The sequence below is a fragment of the Pseudomonas sp. WC2 genome (assembly GCF_050586545.1).
Lineage (GTDB): Bacteria > Pseudomonadota > Gammaproteobacteria > Pseudomonadales > Pseudomonadaceae > Aquipseudomonas.
In genome coordinates, this window is the sequence record NZ_JBOBDR010000006.1 from 97,744 (window position 1) to 119,881 (window position 22,138).

At 59.7% G+C, this 22,138-nt stretch carries 23 protein-coding genes; 11 read left to right on the forward strand and 12 right to left on the reverse strand.

The features are described from left to right. Positions 1-11: 11 nt before the first annotated feature. Positions 12-908 carry a LysR substrate-binding domain-containing protein gene (locus tag ACQ4OE_RS09210; protein WP_430946443.1) on the reverse strand — a complete coding sequence of 299 codons (897 nt, stop codon included), beginning with the start codon at positions 906-908 and terminating at the stop codon, positions 12-14. A gap of 113 nt (positions 909-1,021) precedes the next feature. Here ACQ4OE_RS09210 and ACQ4OE_RS09215 point away from each other — a divergent pair, with 113 nt between their 5' ends. Genes ACQ4OE_RS09215 through ACQ4OE_RS09225 form a run of 3 tightly spaced genes read left to right on the forward strand, consistent with a single transcriptional unit; the run spans position 1,022 to position 3,270 of the window. Further along, positions 1,022-2,044, forward strand: coding sequence for an aldo/keto reductase (locus tag ACQ4OE_RS09215; RefSeq protein WP_430946444.1), 1,023 nt, complete (start codon positions 1,022-1,024; stop codon positions 2,042-2,044). Continuing rightward, positions 2,041-2,838, forward strand: coding sequence for an SDR family oxidoreductase (locus tag ACQ4OE_RS09220; protein ID WP_122590196.1), 798 nt, complete (start codon positions 2,041-2,043; stop codon positions 2,836-2,838). Before ACQ4OE_RS09215 ends, ACQ4OE_RS09220 begins: the two co-directional genes overlap by 4 nt. 21 nt (positions 2,839-2,859) lie before the next feature. Continuing rightward, complete coding sequence (locus tag ACQ4OE_RS09225; RefSeq protein WP_122590194.1) at positions 2,860-3,270, forward strand: SRPBCC family protein; 411 nt, start codon at positions 2,860-2,862, stop codon at positions 3,268-3,270. Positions 3,271-3,431: 161 nt separating this feature from the next. Here ACQ4OE_RS09225 and ACQ4OE_RS09230 read toward each other — a convergent pair whose 3' ends face one another. Together ACQ4OE_RS09230 and ACQ4OE_RS09235 are read right to left on the reverse strand one after the other, a co-directional pair. Further along, positions 3,432-4,826 carry a sensor histidine kinase gene (locus tag ACQ4OE_RS09230; protein WP_430946445.1) on the reverse strand — a complete coding sequence of 465 codons (1,395 nt, stop codon included), beginning with the start codon at positions 4,824-4,826 and terminating at the stop codon, positions 3,432-3,434. Next, a complete protein-coding gene (locus tag ACQ4OE_RS09235; protein WP_122590190.1) occupies positions 4,804-5,487 on the reverse strand; it encodes a response regulator transcription factor in 684 nt (227 codons plus the stop codon). Before ACQ4OE_RS09235 ends, ACQ4OE_RS09230 begins: the two co-directional genes overlap by 23 nt. A gap of 306 nt (positions 5,488-5,793) precedes the next feature. Here ACQ4OE_RS09235 and ACQ4OE_RS09240 point away from each other — a divergent pair, with 306 nt between their 5' ends. The 4 genes from ACQ4OE_RS09240 to hcnC all read left to right on the forward strand — a co-directional run bounded on the left by ACQ4OE_RS09240 (position 5,794) and on the right by hcnC (position 10,138). Further along, positions 5,794-6,723: a hypothetical protein gene (locus ACQ4OE_RS09240; RefSeq protein ID WP_122590187.1), complete on the forward strand. Its 930-nt coding sequence runs from the start codon at positions 5,794-5,796 to the stop codon at positions 6,721-6,723. Between the two features lie 442 nt (positions 6,724-7,165). Next, positions 7,166-7,480 (forward strand): cyanide-forming glycine dehydrogenase subunit HcnA, encoded by a 315-nt coding sequence (gene hcnA / locus ACQ4OE_RS09245; protein WP_122590184.1) that lies wholly within the window; start codon positions 7,166-7,168, stop codon positions 7,478-7,480. Beyond that, positions 7,477-8,886 carry a cyanide-forming glycine dehydrogenase subunit HcnB gene (gene hcnB / locus ACQ4OE_RS09250; RefSeq protein WP_430946446.1) on the forward strand — a complete coding sequence of 470 codons (1,410 nt, stop codon included), beginning with the start codon at positions 7,477-7,479 and terminating at the stop codon, positions 8,884-8,886. The genes hcnA and hcnB overlap by 4 nt, the downstream gene beginning before the upstream one ends. Then, a complete protein-coding gene (gene hcnC, locus ACQ4OE_RS09255) occupies positions 8,879-10,138 on the forward strand; it encodes a cyanide-forming glycine dehydrogenase subunit HcnC (protein ID WP_430946447.1) in 1,260 nt (419 codons plus the stop codon). Before hcnB ends, hcnC begins: the two co-directional genes overlap by 8 nt. Positions 10,139-10,273: 135 nt before the next feature. Here hcnC and ACQ4OE_RS09260 read toward each other — a convergent pair whose 3' ends face one another. Continuing rightward, complete coding sequence (locus ACQ4OE_RS09260) at positions 10,274-12,082, reverse strand: monovalent cation:proton antiporter-2 (CPA2) family protein (protein ID WP_430946448.1); 1,809 nt, start codon at positions 12,080-12,082, stop codon at positions 10,274-10,276. Between the two features lie 249 nt (positions 12,083-12,331). Here ACQ4OE_RS09260 and ACQ4OE_RS09265 point away from each other — a divergent pair, with 249 nt between their 5' ends. Then, the gene (locus tag ACQ4OE_RS09265; protein ID WP_122590177.1) at positions 12,332-13,246 is read left to right on the forward strand and encodes a LysR family transcriptional regulator; all 915 of its coding nucleotides are present in this window, start codon (positions 12,332-12,334) and stop codon (positions 13,244-13,246) included. On the opposite strand, the gene ACQ4OE_RS09270 is transcribed toward ACQ4OE_RS09265, so the two are convergent. The 4 genes from ACQ4OE_RS09270 to ACQ4OE_RS09285 form a co-directional block, all read right to left on the reverse strand. Beyond that, entirely contained in the window at positions 13,236-14,003 is a 768-nt protein-coding gene (locus tag ACQ4OE_RS09270) for a substrate-binding domain-containing protein (RefSeq protein ID WP_430946449.1), read from the reverse strand. The two genes, ACQ4OE_RS09265 and ACQ4OE_RS09270, sit on opposite strands and share 11 nt — an antisense overlap. Before the next feature lie 12 nt (positions 14,004-14,015). Continuing rightward, complete coding sequence (locus ACQ4OE_RS09275; protein ID WP_122590174.1) at positions 14,016-15,308, reverse strand: MFS transporter; 1,293 nt, start codon at positions 15,306-15,308, stop codon at positions 14,016-14,018. Between the two features lie 315 nt (positions 15,309-15,623). Further along, on the reverse strand, positions 15,624-16,625 hold the full coding sequence (locus ACQ4OE_RS09280) for a M48 family metallopeptidase (protein ID WP_430946450.1): 1,002 nt from the start codon (positions 16,623-16,625) through the stop codon (positions 15,624-15,626). Positions 16,626-16,649: 24 nt separating this feature from the next. Next, on the reverse strand, positions 16,650-17,246 hold the full coding sequence (locus ACQ4OE_RS09285; protein ID WP_430946451.1) for a LemA family protein: 597 nt from the start codon (positions 17,244-17,246) through the stop codon (positions 16,650-16,652). Positions 17,247-17,486: 240 nt separating this feature from the next. Between ACQ4OE_RS09285 and ACQ4OE_RS09290 the strand changes: the two genes are divergently transcribed. Further along, the gene (locus ACQ4OE_RS09290) at positions 17,487-17,792 is read left to right on the forward strand and encodes an RcnB family protein (protein ID WP_122590169.1); all 306 of its coding nucleotides are present in this window, start codon (positions 17,487-17,489) and stop codon (positions 17,790-17,792) included. Positions 17,793-17,973: 181 nt separating this feature from the next. Then, positions 17,974-18,312, forward strand: coding sequence for an FKBP-type peptidyl-prolyl cis-trans isomerase (locus ACQ4OE_RS09295; RefSeq protein WP_430946452.1), 339 nt, complete (start codon positions 17,974-17,976; stop codon positions 18,310-18,312). Positions 18,313-18,455: 143 nt separating this feature from the next. Here the strand turns inward: ACQ4OE_RS09295 and ACQ4OE_RS09300 are convergent, their stop codons facing one another. From ACQ4OE_RS09300 to ACQ4OE_RS09315, 4 genes are all read right to left on the reverse strand, one after another. Next, positions 18,456-18,767: a helix-turn-helix domain-containing protein gene (locus ACQ4OE_RS09300; protein WP_430946453.1), complete on the reverse strand. Its 312-nt coding sequence runs from the start codon at positions 18,765-18,767 to the stop codon at positions 18,456-18,458. 3 nt (positions 18,768-18,770) lie between these two features. After that, the gene (locus ACQ4OE_RS09305) at positions 18,771-19,094 is read right to left on the reverse strand and encodes a type II toxin-antitoxin system RelE/ParE family toxin (RefSeq protein WP_430946454.1); all 324 of its coding nucleotides are present in this window, start codon (positions 19,092-19,094) and stop codon (positions 18,771-18,773) included. Between the two features lie 201 nt (positions 19,095-19,295). After that, positions 19,296-19,673: a DUF6124 family protein gene (locus tag ACQ4OE_RS09310; protein WP_430946455.1), complete on the reverse strand. Its 378-nt coding sequence runs from the start codon at positions 19,671-19,673 to the stop codon at positions 19,296-19,298. Between the two features lie 434 nt (positions 19,674-20,107). Continuing rightward, the gene (locus tag ACQ4OE_RS09315; RefSeq protein WP_430946456.1) at positions 20,108-21,211 is read right to left on the reverse strand and encodes a cytochrome P450; all 1,104 of its coding nucleotides are present in this window, start codon (positions 21,209-21,211) and stop codon (positions 20,108-20,110) included. A gap of 78 nt (positions 21,212-21,289) precedes the next feature. On the opposite strand from ACQ4OE_RS09315, the gene ACQ4OE_RS09320 reads away from it, so the two are divergent. Further along, positions 21,290-22,051 carry an ArsR/SmtB family transcription factor gene (locus tag ACQ4OE_RS09320; RefSeq protein ID WP_430946457.1) on the forward strand — a complete coding sequence of 254 codons (762 nt, stop codon included), beginning with the start codon at positions 21,290-21,292 and terminating at the stop codon, positions 22,049-22,051. Positions 22,052-22,138 lie beyond the last annotated feature (87 nt).

Here is a 22,138-nt window from a genome sequence, read left to right on the forward strand (position 1 = left end):
AATGCGGTGGGTCAGTCAGCTGATATCTTGCCGTCAGTCAGGACTTTGCGGAACGTCTCCACCAACGGCCGCAAATTGACCCGATGCCACGCCGCCCACAACGGCGTGGTCAACGTCAGCCAAGGCAGTTCTCGCAACAGCACACCCGGCGGCGCATTTTGGCTCAAGCCCTTTTGAATCATCGCAATCCCCAGCCCCGACGCCACCAGCCCCAGCGCGGTAAACGGTTCGGTCGCCTGCATGCGCACGTCCGGGGTGAACCCGGCACGAATGCACGCGCTGACGAATTCATCGCCGGCATCCTGGCGCGGCTGCACGCCGATCCATTCCTGATCGGCCAGATCCTGCGGGGTCAACGAAGCCTGCTGCGCCAGCGGATGATGCTCCGGCAACGCCAGCAGCATCGGATCATCCAGCACCTGAAAACCCAGTAAATCCGGGTCGTCATCGGTCGGCGGATCACTCACCAGGGCGATATCGAGACTACGCTGTCGCAAGCCTTCCAATTGCTCGGCGGAACTGAGGTTGTACAGCGCGACGTGGACGTTGGGGCGATCGCCGCGCAATAAGCGCAACGCGTTGGGCAGCACGCCGGCATGCATGGCGTTTTCGATATAGCCGATGCACAAACCGCCTTCTTCGCCCCGGCCCAGCCGTTTGCCGAGGGATTCCAGGCGATTGGCGTGGGTGAGCAGGGCGCGGGTTTCGGCGAGGAAGGTCTGGCCATCGCGGGTCAGGCGGATGCGTTGTTGGCTGCGCTCAAACAGGGTCAGACCCAATCGTTCTTCGAGCTGGGCGATCTGCCGGCTCAGCGGCGATTGAGAAATGTGCAGCCGTTCGGCGGCGCGGCCGACGTGTTCTTCCTCGGCGACGACAACGAAATAGCGCAATTGACGGATGTCGATCATGTCAGACCTATAGGGACTCAAGTGCTGCACATTATGTCTTGGACGGTCTCGGTGTCGCAATCTAGGATCTGCTCAACGGTCACACAGACCCAGAACCGATTGAGGAAAAACCCATGAGCTTGAAAGACAAACTGCCCGGCCAACTGGGCTTTGGCACGGCACCGTTGGGCAACATGTTCCGCGCCATCCCCGAAGCCGAAGCGCAGGCCACTGTGCATGCCGCGTGGGAGGCCGGCGTGCGTTACTTCGACACCGCGCCATTTTACGGCTCGGGCCTCTCGGAAATTCGTCTCGGCGAAGCGCTCAAGCAATACAAGCGTGACGACTACGTGCTCAGCAGCAAGGTCGGTCGGGTCATTCTCGATGAAGTCGAGGATGCAGCCGCCCGCGATCTCGGTGAAAAAAGTGGCGTGTTCGAACACGGTCGCCCGAACAAGATCGTCAACGACTACAGCGCCGACGCGACCCTGCGTTCCATCGAAGATAGCCTCAAACGCCTGCAGACTGATCGCCTCGACATCGTCTGGGTGCACGACATCGCCCAGGATTTCTACGGCGATCAATGGCTGGAATACTTCGATCAGGCTCGCACCGGCGCGTTCAAAGTGCTGACCCGCTTGCGTGAAGAAGGCGTCATTAAAGGCTGGGGCCTGGGCGTCAACAAAGTCGAGCCGTGCGAACTGACCCTCGACCTGACTGAAGCGCAGCCGGACGGCTTCCTGTTGGCCGGTCGTTACACGCTGCTGGATCACGAACGTCCGTTGCAACGCCTGATGGATTCGGCCTTGGCGCAGAACGTTGAAATCGTCGTCGGTGGGCCTTACAGCTCGGGCATTCTGGCCGGTGGCGCGCACTTCGAGTATCAGCAGGCCAGCCCTGAAGTCATCGCCAAGGTCGAGCAGATCAAACGCATCGCCGCTGCTTACAACGTCGGTATCAAAGCCGCTGCGCTACAGTTCTCGCTGGCCAATCCCGCGGTGGCTGCGGTGATTCCGGGGGCGAGCAAACCCGGCCGCATTGCTGAAGATGTCGCGGCGTTGTCGGCGACTATCCCTGCCGGTTTCTGGCAGGCGATGCGCGACGCCCAACTGGTTTCCGAACGTGCACCATTGCCAATCGATGAGGTGAAAGCATGAAGATTGATCTGAGTGGAAAACTGGCCATCGTCAGCGGCAGCACCGCCGGCATTGGTCTGGGCATCAGCCAGTCGTTGGCCGAAGCCGGGGCGACGGTGGTGGTGATCGGCCGCGACACGGGCAAGGTTGAACAGGCGTTGGCGAGTATTCGCGAGAAAGTCCCGGGCGCGCAGTTGCGTGGTTTGACTGCGGATCTGGGCACAGCGGAGGGTGCGCAGACACTGTTCGCCGCCGAACCCCGCGCCGACATTCTGGTCAACAACCTCGGCATCTTCGACGCCGTGGATTTCTTCGAAGCGCCGGACAGCGAGTGGACGCGCTTCTATGAGGTCAACGTGATTTCCGGCGTGCGCTTGTCTCGGCATTACGTGCCCGGGATGGTCGAGCAAGGTTGGGGGCGGGTGATTTTCCTGTCCTCGGAATCGGGGGTGGCAACGCCTGCCGACATGATCAATTATGGCGTGACCAAAAGCGCCAATCTCGCGGTGTCCCACGGTTTGGCCAAACGTCTGGCGGGCACCGGGGTGACGGTCAATTCGATCCTGCCGGGACCGACCTTCACCGATGGCCTGCAAGACATGCTTAAGGACGCCGCCGCTGAATCCGGGCGTAACCTGCGCGATGAAGCCGATGCCTTCGTGCTCAAGGCCCGCCCGACCTCGATCATCCAGCGTGTCGCGGATGTCGAAGAAGTCGCGCATCTGGTCACCTACATTGCTTCGCCGCTGTCGTCGGCCACCACGGGCGCTGCTTTGCGCGTTGATGGCGGCGTGGTCGACAGCCTCACTATCTGAATTCCCCAGAGAGATTTATCTATGCCTACAGCATCCGCAACCATCGATATTCCGGCTTCGGCCGATCAGGTCTGGCAATTGATCGGCGGCTTCAACACGCTGCCGGACTGGCTGCCGTTCATTCCCAACAGCGAACTGAGCGACGGTGGCCGCGTGCGCACACTGCAAACGGCGGATGGCGCTGTGGTGGTCGAGCGTTTGCAAGCGTTCGACAATGCCGCGAAGACCTACAGCTATTCGATTGAACAGGCACCGTTTCCGGCGACGGATTATCTGGCGACGATCAAGGTCGAGGCCCAGGGGCAGGGCGCACGCGTGACGTGGTCGGGGCGCTTCAACGCCAAAGGCGTCAGCGATGAGGAGGTCGTGGCGCTATTCAATGGCATCTACCAGGGTGGCCTCGACGCACTGCGCGCCAATTACCCAGCCTGACAGATACGCTGCAACCCTTGTGGGAGCTAGCCCTGCTAGCGATGGCGGGGTGTCATCCAATGAAGTTGTTGACTGACACACCGCGATCGCCAGCAGGGCTAGCTCCCACAGGGGATTGCATGATCGTTCCCACGCAGAGCGTGGGAACGCTCGTGGCGGAATCAGGAATTCTCGATCAAACTCTGGCGGCAATCGAGCACCAGTTTCGCCCCGCCCAGATCGCTGCTGCCGACTTCAAGGCTGAAGCCATGCAGGCTGACAATCGCCGCGACAATCGACAGCCCCAGGCCAAACCCACCCAGCGGCTGGCCACCGTCGGCGCGATAAAAGCGCTGGAATACCGCTTCGCGTTCAGCCTCGGGGATCCCCGGTCCGGAGTCGTGCACTTCAATCCGCGTCTGGCCACCCGCATTCACGCCGCGCAGCATCACCGTGCCGCCCGGCGGGGTGAACTTGATCGAGTTGCTCAGCAGATTCGCCAGCGCTTCGAACAACAATGCCCGATCACCGTTCAGCGGCGGCAATGTTTCCGGCATGTTCAAATCGAAACGCAACTCGCCTTCCTCGGCCAGCGGCAGGTAAAACTCATGCAGTTCTTCCAGCAACTGCACCGGATCAAGTTCGACAAACCCTGAGCGCCGCTGCCGATCCTCCAGTTCGGAGATCCGCAACAACCCGCGAAACCGCGCCATCAGCGTATCCGCTTCCGCCAGCACCAGATCCAGTTGCGCCGCTTCCTGCGAACCTTCGCCGGCCTGCTGCTGCATGCGATACAACTGCGCGCGCAGGCGCGTCAGCGGGGTGCGCAAATCATGGGCGATATTGTCGCAGACGCCTTTGACTTCATTCATCAAGCGCTCGATGCGTTCGAGCATGGCGTTGACGATGGCGGCGAGCATGTCCAGTTCATCGCGGCGATTGGACAGCGGCAAACGATGCGTCAGGTCGCCGGCAACAATCGCCTGGGCGCTGGCCTGAATCGCACGAATCCGCCGCAGCGGTCGGCGTCGCAGCAAATGCCAACCGGCAATCCCCGGCAGAATCGTCAGCGACACTCCCCAGAACAACGCATGCAAAATGATCCGCGTCACCGCGAACAACGAACCGTTGTCGCGCAACAGCACCAGCCAGCGCCCGTCGCGGGTTTGCGTGGCGACGGCGTCGCAGCTGTCATTGGGCAGGGTTGGGTCGTCGGAATTGGCGCAATCGGCGAGCATGTGGATCTTGCCGTCCAGCGGCAGACCTTCGGGAATCTGCTGCAGCGCACCGCCAAGGTAAACGCCTTCGGCATCGAACAAGCCATAGGCGTCGATGCCGCGAATATCAAAGGTCATGCTCGCGGCGAGCGCTTCTTCCAGTTGCTCACCGCGAAAGTGCGAAAACAGATGCTGACGTTGCATCAGCGAGTGTTTGGCGAGGTTGTCGAGGTAGCCGGAAACTTCGTAGTACATGACCCCCATGAGGATCGCGCTCCACGCCACGAACAGCGAACTGTACAGCGCCAGCAAACGGCTGCTGGAGGAGCGCCAACCGTCAGACGGGTTCGGCAATGACATAACCCGAGCCCCGTACCGTGCGGATCAGCGGAACATTGCCTGCAGCGTCGATTTTCTTGCGCAGACGGCCAATGTGCACATCGATCAGGTTGGTGCCCGGGTCGAAGTGATAGCCCCAGACTTCTTCGAAAATCATCATCCGCGAGAGAATCTGGCCGCTGTTGCGCATCAGGAATTCCAGCAGCTTGTATTCGGTCGGCAGCAGCGTCAGCACCTGTTCGGCGCGGCGTGCTTCATGGCTGATCAAGTCGAGTTCGAGGTCGGCCACTTGCAACGTGGTGGCCTGCGTGGCGCCGCTGTTCTGCCGCCGCAGCAACACTTCAACCCGCGCGGCCATTTCATCGGTGGCGAACGGTTTGGTCAGGTAATCATCGCCGCCGGCACGCAAACCGCGCACACGTTCATCGACATCGGAGAGGGCACTGATCATCAGAATCGGCGTGGCCACGCCCATGGTGCGCAGCGTGGTGACGATGGCCAGGCCATCGAGTTCGGGCAACATGCGGTCGAGGGTGATCAGGTCGTAATTGCCGCTCACGGCGCGGTCGAGGCCTTCGCGGCCATTGTCGACCCAGTCAACTTCCAGCCCGTGGCTGCTCAGTTCGGCGACGATTTCCCGGGCGGTCACGGCGTCGTCTTCGATGGTCAAGATACGAGTCATAGGCAGGCCTGCTGATCGGTTCAAACGGAATGGCAGCATTTTGCCAAGAAATTCCGGCGACGCTTTAAATTAACTTTCATGTTGGCCTGTCACAAACGCAAATTTCGCGCCTGCGCGCAATGGGTGCCAATGCATAAAACCCGCTGTTATTCGGCGCTTGTTGCAATTTGCATGGTCTTAGGAAGTTCATCTTTTCTAAAACGTTGAAATACAAGGATTTATTTATTTGCTGCAACTGGCACGGTCGCTGCAATTCATCTGATGACGAGTTGTAACACCATTTTTCATGCCTGGAGCAGAACAACAATGAATAGATCCCCTGATGGGTTTTATCCCGCCGTTGAAGAGTCGAGCAGCGTTTCGGGCGTGTCCTGGGGCGCGATTTTCGCAGGTGCCGCGGCTGCCGCTGCCCTGTCGATGATCCTGGTGTTACTCGGTTTCGGTTTAGGATTCTCTGCCGTTTCACCGTGGGCCGGAGAGGGCGTCAGCGCCAAGGGCCTGGGCATTTCCACGATTGTCTGGCTGGCGGTGACGCAGATCGTCGCTTCCGGCATGGGTGGTTATATCGCCGGTCGCCTGCGGGTGAAGTGGGCGAACATGCACGGTGACGAGGTGTATTTCCGCGATACCGCTCACGGCTTCCTCGCCTGGTGCGTGGCTACTCTGGTCACTGCAGTTCTGGTGGTCGGCTCGGTCAGCAGCGTCATCAGCGGTGGTGTGCAGGCCGGTGCCAGCGTCGCTGGCGGTGCAGCCAGTGCCATGACCCAAGCGGCCGGTACTGCTGCGGCTAACACCGACAGCAATCAGTACGGCTACTACATCGACAGCCTGTTCCGCGATGACCGTCCTGCTTCCGTCAGCGATGACGCTGCCCACGGCGCCGTGGCCCGCATCTTTGCGCAAAGCCTGGCCGATGGTCAGATGAGCGCCGAAGACCGTACCTACCTCGCCCAACTGGTTGCACAGCGTACCAACCTGACTCAGGCCGATGCCGAACGTCGTGTTGATGAGATTTACGCTCGCACTCAGAAAGCCCTGGCCGACGCCAAGCTCAAAGCTCAACAAGCCGCTGATACCGCCGCGAAAGTTGCAGCCCTGACTTCGTTGTGGATGTTCGTCGCGCTGTTGGCCGGTGCGTTCTTCGCCAGCTTCGCAGCCACCTTCGGCGGTCGTCGTCGCGATGCAGTCGAATACGTCGAAGTCGATACCTACACCACTACCACTCCGGTCCGTTAAACAAGGAGATCCACCATGCGTTCACTACTGCTGTTTTTCCTCGGCGTACCGATCCCGATCATTATCCTGATCGCCCTGTTCGTGCACTGATTGCTCTATTGAGGCTCGTGCCTCGGCCGCTTCCACCTTCGGGTGGAAGCGGCTTTTTGCTTTCTGGCCCCCAACAAAGCGAGAATCCGCACCGTTCTCTGCAACTGATCGTTGGACAATCCAACCGACTTCACTGGCCTGGATCAATATTTCGTCCGGCGATATCGCCTACCGTAAATGGATCCAAGCCTTTGTCGCGGTATCGACTACATTGCCTGTACGCGCATCTGTTGCGCTGACGGAGTACCGCAGTCAGACCCTCAAAATGCATGAGAACAACGGGTCGACACGGTGTAGTGCAGCAAGGAGCTGGCGCAAAACTCCACTGACATTTTCACGGAAGATCATCGCAATGCACTGCCTAGAAAGAACCTTTGATATCCAGCCCTTGGCGCAGGCGGATATGACCGTGCACATCAACGGTCAACCCGTCACGGCCGCCATCGGCGAAACCGTCCTCAGCGTTATCCAGTCCCTCGGCGTGCGCCAGATCGCGCGCAACGATCACGGCCAGATCAGCGGCGCCTATTGCGGCATGGGCGTGTGCCAGTGCTGTCTGGTGAAAATCAATGGTCGGCACAAACGCCGCGCTTGCCAGACCGTCGTGCGCGACGGTATGCAGATCGAAACCCAGGTCAACCGCATCACCGCGCAGGAGGTCGTATGAGCCTGCAACCGGTGATCGTCGGCGGTGGGCCGGCGGGGATGGCGGCGGCCATCGAACTGGCGCGCCACGGCGTGCGCTGCACTTTGCTGGAAGAAGCTTCGCGCCTTGGCGGTGTGGTCTATCGCGGGCCGCTGCGGGACGGCGTGCAACTGGATTACCTCGGCCCGCGTTACTCCGAAACGCTGGGCAAACTGCACGGCGATTTTCAGGAGCAGTCCGGGCTGATCGATGTGCGCCTCAACCATCGTGTGGTCGGCGCCGAAGGCACTCGCGCGTTGGTCGTGCTCGACGGCGATGAGCAACTGCACGAGATCGAGTATCCGCAGTTGCTCTTGGCTGCTGGTTGCCACGAACGCAGCGTGCCGTTCCCCGGCTGGACGCTACCGGGAGTGATCATGCTTGGCGGTTTGCAATTGCAGATCAAAAGCGCCGTGGTCAAACCGCAAGGGCCGGTGATCATCGCCGGCACCGGGCCGCTGCTGCCGTTGGTGGCGACGCAGTTGCATGCCGCCGGCGTTAGCGTTGCTGGCGTGTATGAGGCCTGTGCGTTCAGCAAGATCGCCCGCGAAAGTCTGGCGCTCTTGAACAAGCCGCAACTGTTCCTCGATGGTTTGAGCATGCTCGCTTACCTGAAACTGCACGGCATCCCGATGCATTACGGTTGGGGCGTGGTCGAAGCCCACGGCGAAGGCGAATTGCACAGCGTCAGCGTCGCGCCTTATTCGGCGACGTGGGAGCCGGACATGACCCGCATCGAACGCTTCGAGGCGAAGACGCTGGCGGTCGGTTATGGCTTCATTCCGCGTACGCAACTGAGCCAGCAAATGGGCCTGGACCATGGCTTCAGCGACGACGGTTACCTGCGCGCCAATTCCAATATCTGGCAGCAAAGCAACGAACCGCAGGTGCATCTGGCCGGTGACATGGGCGGGATTCGCGGCGGTGAAGCGGCGATGCTCGCCGGCAAGATCGCCGCGACCTCGATCCTGCTGCAACGCGGTGTGCTCGAGGAAGAACTGGCCCGCGTGCGTCGCGATCGTTACCTGAGCAAACTCAAAGCCATCGTGCGTTTCCGCGCCGCCGTGGATCGCTACACCGAACGCGGCGTCGGTCAGACCGCATTGCCCGCCGCCGACACGGTGATCTGCCGTTGCGAACACGCGACTCGCGCGGACATCGACAAGGCGCTGGAGCAGGGCGTGCAAGACATCGCCAGCCTGAAAATGCGCACCCGCGTGAGCATGGGCGATTGTCAGGGGCGCATGTGCATCGGCTATTGCAGCGACCGCTTGCGCCAAGCCACCGGACGCAAGGACGTCGGTTGGCTGCGCCCGCGTTTCCCGATCGATCCGATTCCTTTTTCCGCGTTCCAGTCCGTCGGCACGGAGGCCGTTTCCCATGAGTAAGTTCTATGACGTGGTCATCGCCGGCGGCGGCGTGATCGGGGCGTCCTGCGCCTATCAATTGTCCAAACGCAAAAACCTCAGAGTCGCGCTGATCGATGCCAAGCGTCCGGGCAACGCAACCCGTGCCTCGGCCGGTGGTTTGTGGGCGATCGGTGAGTCGGTCGGCCTCGGTTGCGGGGTGATTTTCTTTCGCATGATGTCGGCCAACCGCAGGCGCGAAACTCAAGGCGCGGCGGTGGCTGTGGACGCCAGCACGCCGCACATTCTGCCGCCGTCGTTCTTCGATTTCGCCTTGCAGTCCAACGCCTTGTACCCGGCGTTGCACCGTGAGCTGAAAGACAACCACGGCATGGATTTCAAGTTCGAAAAGACCGGGCTGAAATTCGTGATTTATGACGACGAAGACCGGCTCTACGCCGAGCATATCGTCGGCTGCATTCCGCACCTGGCCGATCAGGTGCGTTGGCTCGATCAGGCGGCATTGCGCGAGGCCGAGCCCAGCGTCAGCCATGAAGCACGCGGCGCGCTGGAGTTTCTCTGCGACCATCAGGTCAGCCCGTTCCGCCTCGCCGATGCCTACATGGAAGGCGCGCGGCAGAACGGCGTGGATATTTTCGTCAACACCAACGTCACCGGCGTGCTGCACCACGGCACGCGCGTGACCGGCGTGCAGACAGCCGAGGAGGGCGTGTTTCACTGCAAAACCCTGATCAACGCGGCGGGCGCGTGGGCGGCGGATTTGAGTGAGTGGGCCAGCGGCATCCGCATCCCGGTGAAACCGGTGAAAGGCCAGATTCTACTGACCGAACGCCTGCCGAAGATCCTCAACGGCTGCCTGACCACCAGCGATTGCTACGTGGCGCAAAAGGACAACGGCGAGATCCTGATCGGCAGCACCACTGAAGACAAAGGCTTCGACGTCACCACCACCTACCCGGAAATCGCCGGGCTGGTGCAGGGCGCGGTGCGCTGTTTGCCGGAGCTGAAGGACGTCAACCTGAAACGCACGTGGGCGGGGCTGCGTCCGGGGTCACCGGATGAGCTGCCGATCCTCGGGCCGATGCGTGGGGTGGAAGGGTATCTGAATGCCTGCGGCCACTTTCGTACCGGGATTCTGACGTCGGCGATAACCGGGGTGTTGCTGGACAAACTGGTCAACGATGAACCGCTGCCGCTGGACATCACGCCGTTTCTGGCGGATCGGTTTGAGGTGGCGCCGGTCAAGCAAGCGCCCGAACTCGAACTGGCCTGACCTCGGCAAGATGATCGTTCCCACGCTCTGCGTGGGAATGTCTCAAGGGACGCTCCGCGTTCCAGCCTTCGAATTGAAACGCGGAGCGTCCCGGGCTGTATTCCCACGCGGAGCGTGGAAACAATCAGGTGAGGCTCAGGATTTGCGTGATTCCTCTTCGAGCTGATCCGACTCAAACAACCGCGCCAATTCCGCCCGGGCTTCCTGGGCGGTCTGCAGGACTTTCGCTGCGTCGTCGTAAACCGCGTGCTGCGCCTCCAGCACCTGTTCGTCGTGATGCTTGAAACGCTTGATCCGCGCATCCGCCTGAGCTTGCGTCAGCCCCAGACCCACCAATGTGCGCCGGCTCATTTCCAGGCTCGAATAATAGGTCTCACGAATTGCTTCAGCGCCGACATCGACCAACCGGTGCACGTGCTGACGGTTACGCGCCCGGGCGATGATTTTCATGTGCGGGTACAGCTTGCGTACCACCTCGGCGGTCTTGATATTGGTCTCCGGATCATCCGTGGCAATCACGAAATATTCCGCCTCGCCGACCTTCGCCGCGTTGAGGATTTCCGGGCGCATCGGGTCGCCGTAGAACACCGGCACACCGCCAAAACTGCGCGACAGTTCGATGGTTTCCACCGACGTGTCGAGCGCGACGAACTTGATGTTCTGCGCGCGCAGAATACGCGCCACGATCTGGCCCATCCGGCCCATGCCGGCAATCACCACGCGCGGTGTGTCAGTGTCGATCTCACGGTATTGTTCCGGCACTTCCACCGGTTGCACTTTCGGGCTGACCAGACGCGCGCAGACCAGCAGCAGCAACGGTGTGACCGCCATCGACAGGGTGATGGTCAGCACCAGCAAGTCGTACAGACGCGGCTCGAACAGGCCTTGATCGCGACCGATCTTGAACACCACAAAGGCGAATTCACCGCCCGCCGCCAAGACAATACCGAGGCGAATCGCACTGATTTTGTTCAAGCCTCCGGCCAGCCTTCCGACCACGAACAGCAGCGGCAACTTCAGGCCAATCAGCAACAGCGTCAGGCCCAATACGGTGAACGGCGCGCTGAGCAGCAGGCTGAGGTTTGCACCCATGCCGACGCTGATGAAAAACAGCCCGAGCAGCAGGCCTTTGAACGGCTCGATCTGCGCTTCCAGCTCGTGGCGATATTCCGAATCCGCCAGCAGCAGACCGGCGAGAAACGCCCCCAGCGCCATCGACACACCGACCAGATCCATCAACCACGCCGTGCCGATCACCACCAGCAACGCGGTGGCCGTGGACACTTCCGGCAGACCGGTTTTCGCCACCACGCGGAACACCGGGCGCAACAGATAACGCCCACCAATCACTACCACCGCGATGCCGCCAAGTACCTGCAGGCTGTGCCGGATATCGTCAGCGGTGCTAGTGTGGTGATCGACGCCCGCGAGCATCGGCACCAGCGCGATCAACGGGATCGCGGCGATGTCCTGGAACAGCAGAATCGCGAACGCAAGCCGCCCGTGGGGACTGGTCAACTCCTTTCGCTCTGCGAGGCTTTGCAGGCCGAACGCCGTGGACGACAACGCCAAGCCGAGGCCAAGCACAATTGCACTGTTCAACGGTTGGCCAAACACCGACAACGCCAATACGCCGATCACCGAAGCCGTCAGCAGCACTTGCGCCAGGCCCACGCCGAACACCGATTTGCGCATCACCCACAAACGTCGCGGCGACAACTCAAGACCAATGATGAACAGCAGCAACACCACACCCAGTTCGGAGATATGCGCAACGCTCTGCGGATTGCCGATCAGACCCAGCACGGAAGGGCCGATGATCACCCCGGCAAACAGATAACCGAGCACCGCGCCCAGTTGCAGACGTTTGGCCAAAGGCACGGTGAGCACCGCCGCGAACAGAAAGACGACAGCGGCTTGCAACAGATTGCCTTCATGGGGCATGGGGTAACTCCTGACAACGGTACGGCGGGGGGTGACAAGGATAATGGGTACACAGACTTTTCATCCACCAAAGATCCCTGTGGGAGCGAGCCTGCTCGCGAAAGCATTCTGTCAGTGACAACCCTGTTGATTGAGACTCCGCTTTCGCGAGCAGGCTGGCTCCCACAGGGATTTTCATTGTTTCTGTAATAATTGGCATCAATTAGTTACATTCATAATCTCTACGAATCAATCTCCCCGAGTCCCGCCATGGCCATCAACTTCGACCTCAACGACCTGCAAGCCTTTCGCGCCGTGGTCGAGCAGGGCAGTTTCCGCAAAGCCGCCGACACCGTGCGCCTGTCGCAACCGGCGCTGAGCCGGCGCATCGAAAAGCTCGAAGACGCTCTCGGCGTAAAACTCTTCGAACGCACCACGCGCAAGGTCAGCCTGACCCAGGCCGGACGCGGTTTCATGCCGAGTGTCGAGCGTTTGCTGGATGATCTCGATGTCGCGTTGCTGGGTATCAGCGAAGTGGCTTCGACGCGGCTGGGCCACGTCACCGTCGCCTGCGTGCCGTCGGCGGCGTACTACTTCATGCCGCGGGTGGTCGCCCGCTATCACCAGCAATTCCCGCGGATCAAGGTCAAAGTCCTCGATTCCAGCGCTCACGATGTCTTGAGTGCGGTGGTCAATGGCGAGGCGGATTTCGGTTTGAGTTTCTTGGGCACGCAGGATGCCAAAGTCGACTTCGAAGCGCTTGTGCAGGAGTGCTACGTGGTCGCTTGTCGTCGCGATCACCCGTTGGCCGGGCGCAGCAGCGTGACGTGGGACGAGTTCTATCAGCAGGATTACATCTCGCTGGACAAGACGTCCGGCAACCGCTTTTTGCTCGATCAAGCCCTGAGCACCGTGGTGCCGCAGCGGCAGAGCATCTGTGAAACCAAGCATGTGACGACCATGATCGGTCTGGTCGAGGCGGGATTGGGGGTTGCAGCTGTGCCGCAGATGGCGCTGCCGGGGCCGGATCATCCGATCCTGACGCGGGTACCGTTGACCGATCCGCAAGTGATGCGCAGTGTCGGCATCATCAAGCGCCGGGGTCGTACGCTGACCCCGGCGGCACTGGAACTAGAGCGGCTGGTGGTGGAAATGAAAGTCCAGCCGCCCACGATCAGCGCTTGACCGAATCCAGCCCGGTGGCCTGCACGTCAGCTTGTGCGGCTGGCGCGGCGAGGTAGGCGAGCAAGGCTTTCGCTTCTTCCGGGTGCTGCGCGCCGACTGGAATCCCGGCAGCAAAACGCGTTACCGATTGCACCGATTCCGGAATCTTCGCCACAAAACTCACGCCCGGCACCGGCAACAATTCGCTGACCTGCTGGAAGCCCAGTTGATAGTCGCCGGTGGCAACGACCGAGCCGACCGGGACTTTCGGGATCATCTTCGCCTTCGGTTTCAGCTGATCTTCGATCCCCAGCTTCTTGAACAACTGCTGCTCGATGTACACGCCGCTGGCGCTGTCGGAGTAGGCCACCGACTGCGCGTCGAGCAAGGTTTTCTTCAGCTTGTCGACGCTGCTGATGTCCGGTTTGGCCACGCCTTCGCGCACCACCAGGCCGATCCGCGAATCCGCCAGTTCCACACGAGACGCCGGGTCGACCTTGCCTTGTTTGATCAAGTCATCGAGGGCGTAACCGACCATGATCACCACGTCGGCATGCTCACCGCGTGCGAGACGATTGGGGATGGCCTCCGGCGCCTTGCCCATCGACGGGCCGAGTTGGGTGTCGAGGGTGTTGCCGGTGGCCGCGGCGAATTTCGGCCCGAGGACTTTATAGGCGGCGGTGAAGCCCCCCGACGTCATCACGTTCAGCTGTTCAGCGTGTGCCAGGGTGCTGAAAGCGCAGAGGGCAATGGCGGCGAAGTTGAAGAGTTTTTTCATGGTCATGGTTCCTTATGCTGCGACCGGTTGCAGACGGCCGCCCGCGCGGCGATAGAGGTACAGCGTGGCGCACAACGCGCACAGCGCGCCGATGCTCATCCAGTAACCCGGCGCGGCTTTGTCGCCGGTGTACTGAATCAGGAATGTCGACATCGCTGGGGTAAAGCCGCCGAAAATTGCCGTGGCCAGGCTGTAGGCGAGGGAGAAACCGGCGACGCGCACTTCCACCGGCATGATTTCGGTCAGCGCCGGAATCATCGCGCCGTTGTACATGCCGTAGATGAACGATAACCACAGCAGCGACAGCAACATGTGGCTGAAGCTCGGCGCCTGCACCAGGTACGACAGCGCCGGATAAGTCGTGGCCAGTGCCAGCAGCGACATCGCGATCAGCACCGGACGACGACCGATGCGATCCGACAACATGCCGCCAATCGGCAGCCAGAAGAAGTTCGACACACCGACCAGCAAGGTCACCAGCAGTGCATCGGACGTGCTCAGGTGCAGCACGGTTTTACCGAAGGTCGGCGCGTACACGGTGATCAGATAAAACGCGGTGGTGGTCAGGGCCACCATCAGCATGCCGCCGAGCACCACGACCCAGTTCTGGCCGAGGGTGCGGAACACTTCGCGCATGCTTGGGCGGTGTTTGCGTGCGGCAAACTCTTCGGTCTCCGCGAGATTGCGGCGCAGGAAAAAGATGAACGGGACAATCATGCAGCCGACGAAAAACGGAATCCGCCAGCCCCAATCGGCAATCACGTCCGGCGCCATCCACGCGTTCAACGCATAACCCAGGGCGGCGGCAACGATGATCGCCACTTGCTGACTGGCCGACTGCCAAGCGGTAAAGAAACCTTTGCGGCCCGGGGTGGCGATCTCCGACAAATACACCGAAACCCCGCCCAATTCCGCACCGGCGGAGAAGCCTTGCAGCAGCCGCCCGATCAGCACCAACGCAGGGGCAAACAAGCCAATGCTTTCGTATCCGGGCACCAGCACAATCAATATCGTGCCGCTGGCCATGATCGACAGGGTGACGATCAAACCTTTGCGGCGGCCGACATCATCGATGTACGCGCCGAGTACGATGGCCCCCAGTGGACGCATCAAAAAGCCTGCGCCGAACACTGCAAAGGTCATCATCAGGGAAGCGAACTCACTGCTCGCCGGAAAGAACACCGCCGCGATCTGCGTGGCGTAGAAGCCGAACAGAAAGAAATCGAACTGTTCGAGGAAGTTACCCGAGGTCACCCGGAAAATGGCACCGGCCCGCGAGCCGCCGTGAGGGATTGAGGCTGTCATAGCAAAGGACTCCACCGCTTTTATGACGTGCGCCACGGAGAGGCAGCGCACGGTTCTTATTGAGGCGGATGGTGGCCCAGGTGTAACTGGATGTTAATTGCATTATTGGCATGCATTGATGTGCAAAGTGGATCAGTCGCAAAATGCGGCGTTAAAAAAGACTCTGCAGATGCCCTTCGAACCGGGGAACACAGCAGAACCCTGTGGCACTTCCCACTGGCCCTGCAGACACCTGAACACCCTATGGGAGCTGGCTTGCCAGCGATAGCGGATTGCCCGCTAACGAAGATTTTGCGGGTGTAAACCCCTCCGGCATTACAAATTCGCCGGCAAAGCAAAACTCCCATCCCACAGCGGATCAATTCGCCGAATGCGCACGCTCAAATCAGGATGAGTGGCAAACATTCGAGTCAGCGTGTCCGAAACGCCCGTATTGAAATACAAGTGGCTGTATTCACCGGCCCGAGCAGCACTGATGGTCGAACCTTGCGCAGAAATTTTTTTCAGCGCGCTGACTAGCGCTTGGGGATTGCGCGTGAATTGCACCGCACTGGCATCAGCCAGAAACTCACGCTGACGACTCACTCCGGCCTTGACCAAATTGCCGAAAAGATTGCCGATGAAGCCGGCCAGGCACAGCAAAAAACCGGCGAACAATCCCAGCAGTATCAAGCTGAAATCGCGTTTACCACCCTTGAACAGACTGGCTATCAACAGTCCGCCCGAAATTCCGAGCACCAGAAGCCCATGCACTACTGCAACGAGTTGTGTATTGAGGCGCATGTCACCATTGAAAATGTGGCTGAACTCATGGGCAATCACACCCTGCAACTCTTCGCGAGTCAGCTGGGTGACCGCCCCCTGTGTGACACCGATCACCGCATCCTCAGGTTTGAAACCGGCGGCGAAGGCATTGATCGTTTGATCGGGCAACAGATACACCGTCGGCATGACGCTGCCAGAGGCAATGGCCATTTCCTCGACCACATTCATTAGACGTTTTTCATCCTGAGTTTTTGCAACGCCGTTCAGGCAACGCCCGCCAAGCTTCTCGGCGACCACTTTGCCGCCCGCGCGCAGCTCGTGGTATTTCAGCAGGCCGCCGATCACGATGACGCCGCCGACTACTGACGCGATAACGCCCAGCGCCATGAAGGCATCCAGCAAGGTGCCGGTGCCGCTCAGGTAATCCTCAAAACCACTGAAGACAAACGGCAGGCTGGTCAGCCCGATCAACATGACGATGGAGATAATCATCATGTTGATCAGACGTGTGGTCTGGCTTTTGGCTTGGCGTTGTTGTTCGAAGAAATTCATCGGGCCTTCCATGGGCAGCAGGGTTTAGAAAGAAACCTTGGGAGCGGTCTTAATCGCCAGGGTGTCGGCAAATTTGAGCGGCGCAGCATCGGCGCGGTGGCCGAAGCTGGGGGCCAACAGCACCGCCGGAAAACTCTGCTTGTGGGTGTTGTAGGCCATGACGGCATCGTTGTAAGCCTGGCGGGCAAAACTCACTTTGTTTTCGGTACTGCTCAGCTCTTCACTCAGTTGCAGCATGTTCTGCGAGGCTTTGAGATCGGGATAAGCCTCCAGCGTGATATTCATGCGTTCCACGGCGCTGTCGAGTGCGCTGTCAGCATGGCCCAACTGTTCGATGTTTTGCGCGTTAACGGGTCGCGCTTGGGCGGCTTCCAGCACGGCCACCGCCGCATTACGCGCAGCGATTACCGCTTCGAGGGTTTCGCGTTCGTGAGCCATCGCGCCTTTGGCGATGGCCACCAGATTGGGGATCAGATCGTAGCGACGCTTGAGCTGAACTTCGACTTGCGCAAACGCGTTCCTGATTTCGTTGCGGCGCGCCACCAGCGCGTTGAACACGCGCATGGCATAGAGCGCACAGAACGCGAGTAAAACCAGATTGACGACGAGATAGGTGTTCAAGGTGATGTCCTTTTCACTCGGCGAGATTTTGCGCGGCATGGTAGCGCAAAAACATCACGCCGACAGTGGCTCTATGAGATTGCCCATCTTGCGAACATTCCGAAACACTGTGGGAGCTGGCTTGCCAGCGATGGCGGTCCGACTGGCGACTACAATCGCCAAGCAGCCCCTACAAAAAAGGAATGATTTCCGCGCCGCGCAGTCCGATTTCAGGTATCGCACCTCTATGGAGTTTCACCGATGAACAGCAAAACCCTAATCGCCAGTCTGGCCCTCGTTGCTGGCATTGCCGGCATCACCCCAATCGTTCAAGCGGCGCAAAACTCAAGCGATCCTTCCGTACAATCGCCGGTCAGCGACCGCGAGTTGAAGGTCAACGACCGCGCGCCGGACATTTATCAACGCAGCGAAAAAGCCATCGACTGGAAAGCCAAAGGCCTGAAAAAACCGGTTGAACAGGCGCAATGGGTGCAGATCAATGACCAGTACGTCATGGTGATGATCACCAACGGCACGATTGTCGAGATGAAACCGGTTCCGCGTTAAACCCCGCTTTAAAAGCCCTGAGCATGCACGCGCACAGGGCTTTCCCCTCCCAACCGATCCTGATTCTTCCACTGCGCTTGGCCTCACTCGATTCTGCTAAGGCATTGTCCTGCGCGTGCGGGTTGCCAATAATCGCTGTTTCTGGGAAAACGGCGGCCTGCTGAACAACAGAGTGATGGTTATGAATAATGAATTGCAGGTAATCGATCTCAAGGTCGGCGAAGGCAAAGCCGCGGTCAAAGGCGCGCTGATCACCACCCAATACACCGGATGGCTGGAAGACGGCAGCGAGTTCGATTCTTCCTACAGCCGTGGCAAACCTTTTCAGTGCGTGATTGGCACCGGCCGGGTCATCAAAGGCTGGGATCAGGGACTGATGGGCATGCAGGTGGGCGGCAAGCGTAAATTGCTGGTGCCGGCGCACTTGGGCTATGGCGAGCGGACGATGGGCAAGATTCCTCCGCATTCGAATCTGGTCTTCGAGATTGAGTTGCTGGAGGTTTTGACGCGGGAGGATTGAGTGCAGGCGCTGTCGAGTCCTCCAGCGAGCCTTTGGTGGCGCTGGAGGATGTCGAAGGTTAACCCAGAGCCGGTAAACCTTTTATCCTTTCGGAGTTTCGTCAGCGCACGGGTTGAAGTAATCCTTGGCGGGCTGAGTGGTCCTCAGGCCCACTGCAACGGTGGCCCGGACGGAAAGTAGATGTCTACTTCCAACTCTGCTGCTGCCGAAAGGTTGACCAAGGCATCGAGCGAGAACTTGTCGATTTTCCCGTTGAGTACATCATTGAGGCGCGGCTGAGTGATGCCCAGTCGCTTGGCTGCCTCTTTCTGTGGTAGCTCCCAAGCGCGAATGGTTTCGCAAAGCGTACGCATTAGTTTGGCCCGCAGACGCATATTGGCTGCGTCCTGCGGCGTATCTTCCAGTGCGTCCCAGACGCTTATGAAACGCTGGGATGGGTCTTGATGATCCTTCATGGCTTAACCTATTTCCTGGTATCTGGCGCGAGCCAGTTCGATATCTCGCGTTTCAGTTTTACGTGCGGTCTTGTGCATGGCGTGCAGCACATAAATGGCTTCAGGCCGATTGACCACATAGAACACCCGAAACGCTCCTGAATCCTCAGTGATCCTGATTTCGTTGACGCCACGGCCTACAGTTTTCATTGGGCGCCAATCAAAAGGTGCTTCACCCTGTTGCAATAGATCCAACTGAAAACCCGCCGCCCTTCGGGCATCAAGCGGGAATGCTCGCAGATCCTTGAGCGAACTTCCGACAAACATCACATCCTTGTGTCTTGACATCGATTTCTCCTGTTTGAAAGGAAAAAGCGTAATAGCTCAGACCAAATCGTGATGCTTTGGAGTGTTTCAAAGGATGGCAAGAGTGTTCTTGCTCAAGGTTATATCAGAACAGATATAAAACAAGATGGATGTGGATCTATCAGACATTTGGTAACAGAAAGTAGAGGTGCGGGAGCAAGCTCTCTCACCTATCAACTCACTTCAATTTCTGGTCGGCGGCTCCAAGTTGTCGAGTGCGCGGTTGACGGCGAGTTCGCCGAGCATGACCACTTGCTGAATGCCGAGCAGGGTATTGCGGTAGGGCGTTTCCAGCAGGCCGGCGAAGTCGCTGAGCATGATGCTGGCCGAGGCCATGGATTCGCAGGCGTGGGCCAGGAGAGACTCGGTGTCTATGTGAGGGGCGACGACGAACATGGAGCTGGGTGTTCGCTGCGGCGGGGCTTGGGGTTTGAGGTAGTGATCGAGGGCGCGTTCGGCGGCGCCGTTCAGTTTTGTCGGGGCGAGGGTGGAGTAGGGGGATGTTGGATCGGATTCGGGTATGGCATCGGTTTCCGGGGGATTCGGCGTAACTTTGAACATTGAGTAGGTTTCCAAAGTGATGCTGACACCCTCTCGCGACTAAACCAAAAGGTGGCAGCTATGCACAGGTTAGTCGACCGGAAACCCACCCAAACCGGCGCACCCGAAGGTGCCCTGTGCACAGCTACCATTGAGCAAGGTATCGAAATACCTACTGTCTGGAACGTTGTGCAAGTTGAATAGATTACCGAGCGACTAAACCCGATCACTGAACATTCAGTGACGCGAACCAAGTTACCGGCGCTCCCCAAACCGCACAAGCCGGCGGATTCTGGCGTAGTTGTAGGCAAAGGCGCAAGGCGCTGTGGCCTGCTCGATGATGCCGAAATGATGCTGCGTTTTTCCGTGCGCTCTCGCCAGCAGGGCTGGCTCCCGCAGCAGATTTATGCACGACGCCGATTCAGTGTGGGAGCCCTGCTAGCGATAGCGGCAGGTCAGTCACCGCCAAAACTGAACATTGGAATGCGCCCATTCAGCGAAGGCCGGTAATGCCAGACCAGTCGTTCCAGATTCACACCGCGATCAAGGATTTCTCTGACAGTCGCCCCCGCAATTTCCATCGCCAAAACTTGCCCCGGACACTGATGCCGGCCACTGCCAAAACTGAAACTGCGCCGATTGGAGCGCTCCAGCAAAAACGCGTCAGGCTGTTCATTGAGCGCTGGATCGCGACTGGCCGAGGCCAGCAACACGAGAATTCCGTCGCCAGCCTCGACCCGAACGCCATCAATCTCACAGGCCTCAGCCACAAATCGCCGCGTGTTCTGCACCGGCGGATCGAAACGTTGCACCTCCGCCAGCAGAGCTTCCCTCGACGCACCGCGCAACTCAGGTTGCCGCCGCAGCGCGACTAACGCATTGCCAATCAAACCGGCGCTGGCCTCATAAGTCTGCGAACACAGCCCGATCAGATTGGCGATCAACGTATCTTCATCGCCTTCAAATCGCTGCTTGATCGCCGCCAATAAAGCGCTATCGGCCTCTGCCAGCAACTCGATGAAATATCCGCGTAATTGCTCAGCGGCGGCATGCGCAGCCGAGAGTTGCAGGTCATTGCTCAACGGCGACAGGCACGCGACGAAGTCGGCGGTCAGCTTACTGACGACCCGACCCTGCGCCGGGGTGAAGCCAAGCAGCGCCGCAACCACGCACACCGGGCCGCGAAACATGGCTTTATATAAGCCGTCGGCGTCCACGGTAATCAGTCGCGCGGCTACCAATGCTCGGACTTGCGCCTCATCAATCAGCTCAAGCGAAGGCTCGATCGCCGAACGCGGACAGCGCTGACGCTCGCCATCGTTCATCCGCATCAACTGCCCGAACACCTTGCCAGCCATGCCCGAAGCAATCGCTTTGGGCACCGGCTCCTGCAGCGGACGCACCCGGCAATCGGCATGCGCCAGCACTGCACACACCGCGCGGGCGCTGCTGGCGACCCACAGTTTCAATCCGGGATGAAAAGTGAATCCGCCCGCAGCGCGCAGTTCGGCGTAATAAGGATAAGGATCGGCATGAGTCGCAGCGATGATCGGGTCCATGGTTCGCAGCCTTGTCGTCGTGAAAGTAGGGCGAGTATCTTCAGTGCACAGCGGCGATGATTCGTCCGGGAGCGAAATATGCACGCAGAACATCAAGACATCGGTGTCTCGCAAGTGGCCGCCGCCATAGCGGAACCCGCGCGGACGAAAATCCTCTGCTCGCTGATGGACGGCCACGCACGCACCAGCACGGAGTTGGCGGCCATTGCTGAAGTCAGCGCCTCCACCGCCAGCGCGCACTTGGCCAAGCTCAAGGATCTGGCCCTGGTGCGTCTGCACGTTCAGGGTCGCCATCGTTATTACAGCCTCGCCGACAAGCGCGTGGCGCAAGCGCTGGAAGCGTTGATGGTGATCGGCCAGAGCGCCGCGCCGACGTTCAAGCCACACACGCCGGATCGCCTGCAATTCGCGCGCACCTGCTACGACCACATGGCTGGGACGCTGGCGGTGATGCTGCATGACCGTTTGCTTGAGGCGGGGTGGTTGGTGGAAACCGACGAGCAGGCGTATCGCTTGAGCGACACTGGCGTGGCGTTGTTCGAAGGCTTGGGCATTGAAGTGCAGGATCTGAGCGCGTTGCGGCGCAAGTTTGCCTGCCCGTGCCTGGACTGGAGCATGCGTCGCCCGCATCTCGGTGGGTCGCTGGGGGCGGCGTTGTTGCAAGCGGCGTTAAAGCGCAAGTGGGTGACGCAAGACCTGGACAGTCGGGCGTTGACGTTGACAGCGCTGGGGCGCAGGGAAATCGCCGCGCGGTTTGGCATTGAGTTGGCGATTGAAAACGGCCAGAGCAAAACATCGCAGCGTTCAGCAGCGTCTACAGGGGTTCGAGATCTCATGTAGGCGCTGCGGAACGCTGCGATCTTTTGATCTTGAGCGCCTGACCGACGAGGTGCACTTCTACCACCTTGTAACCCCGGGCCCGACGCT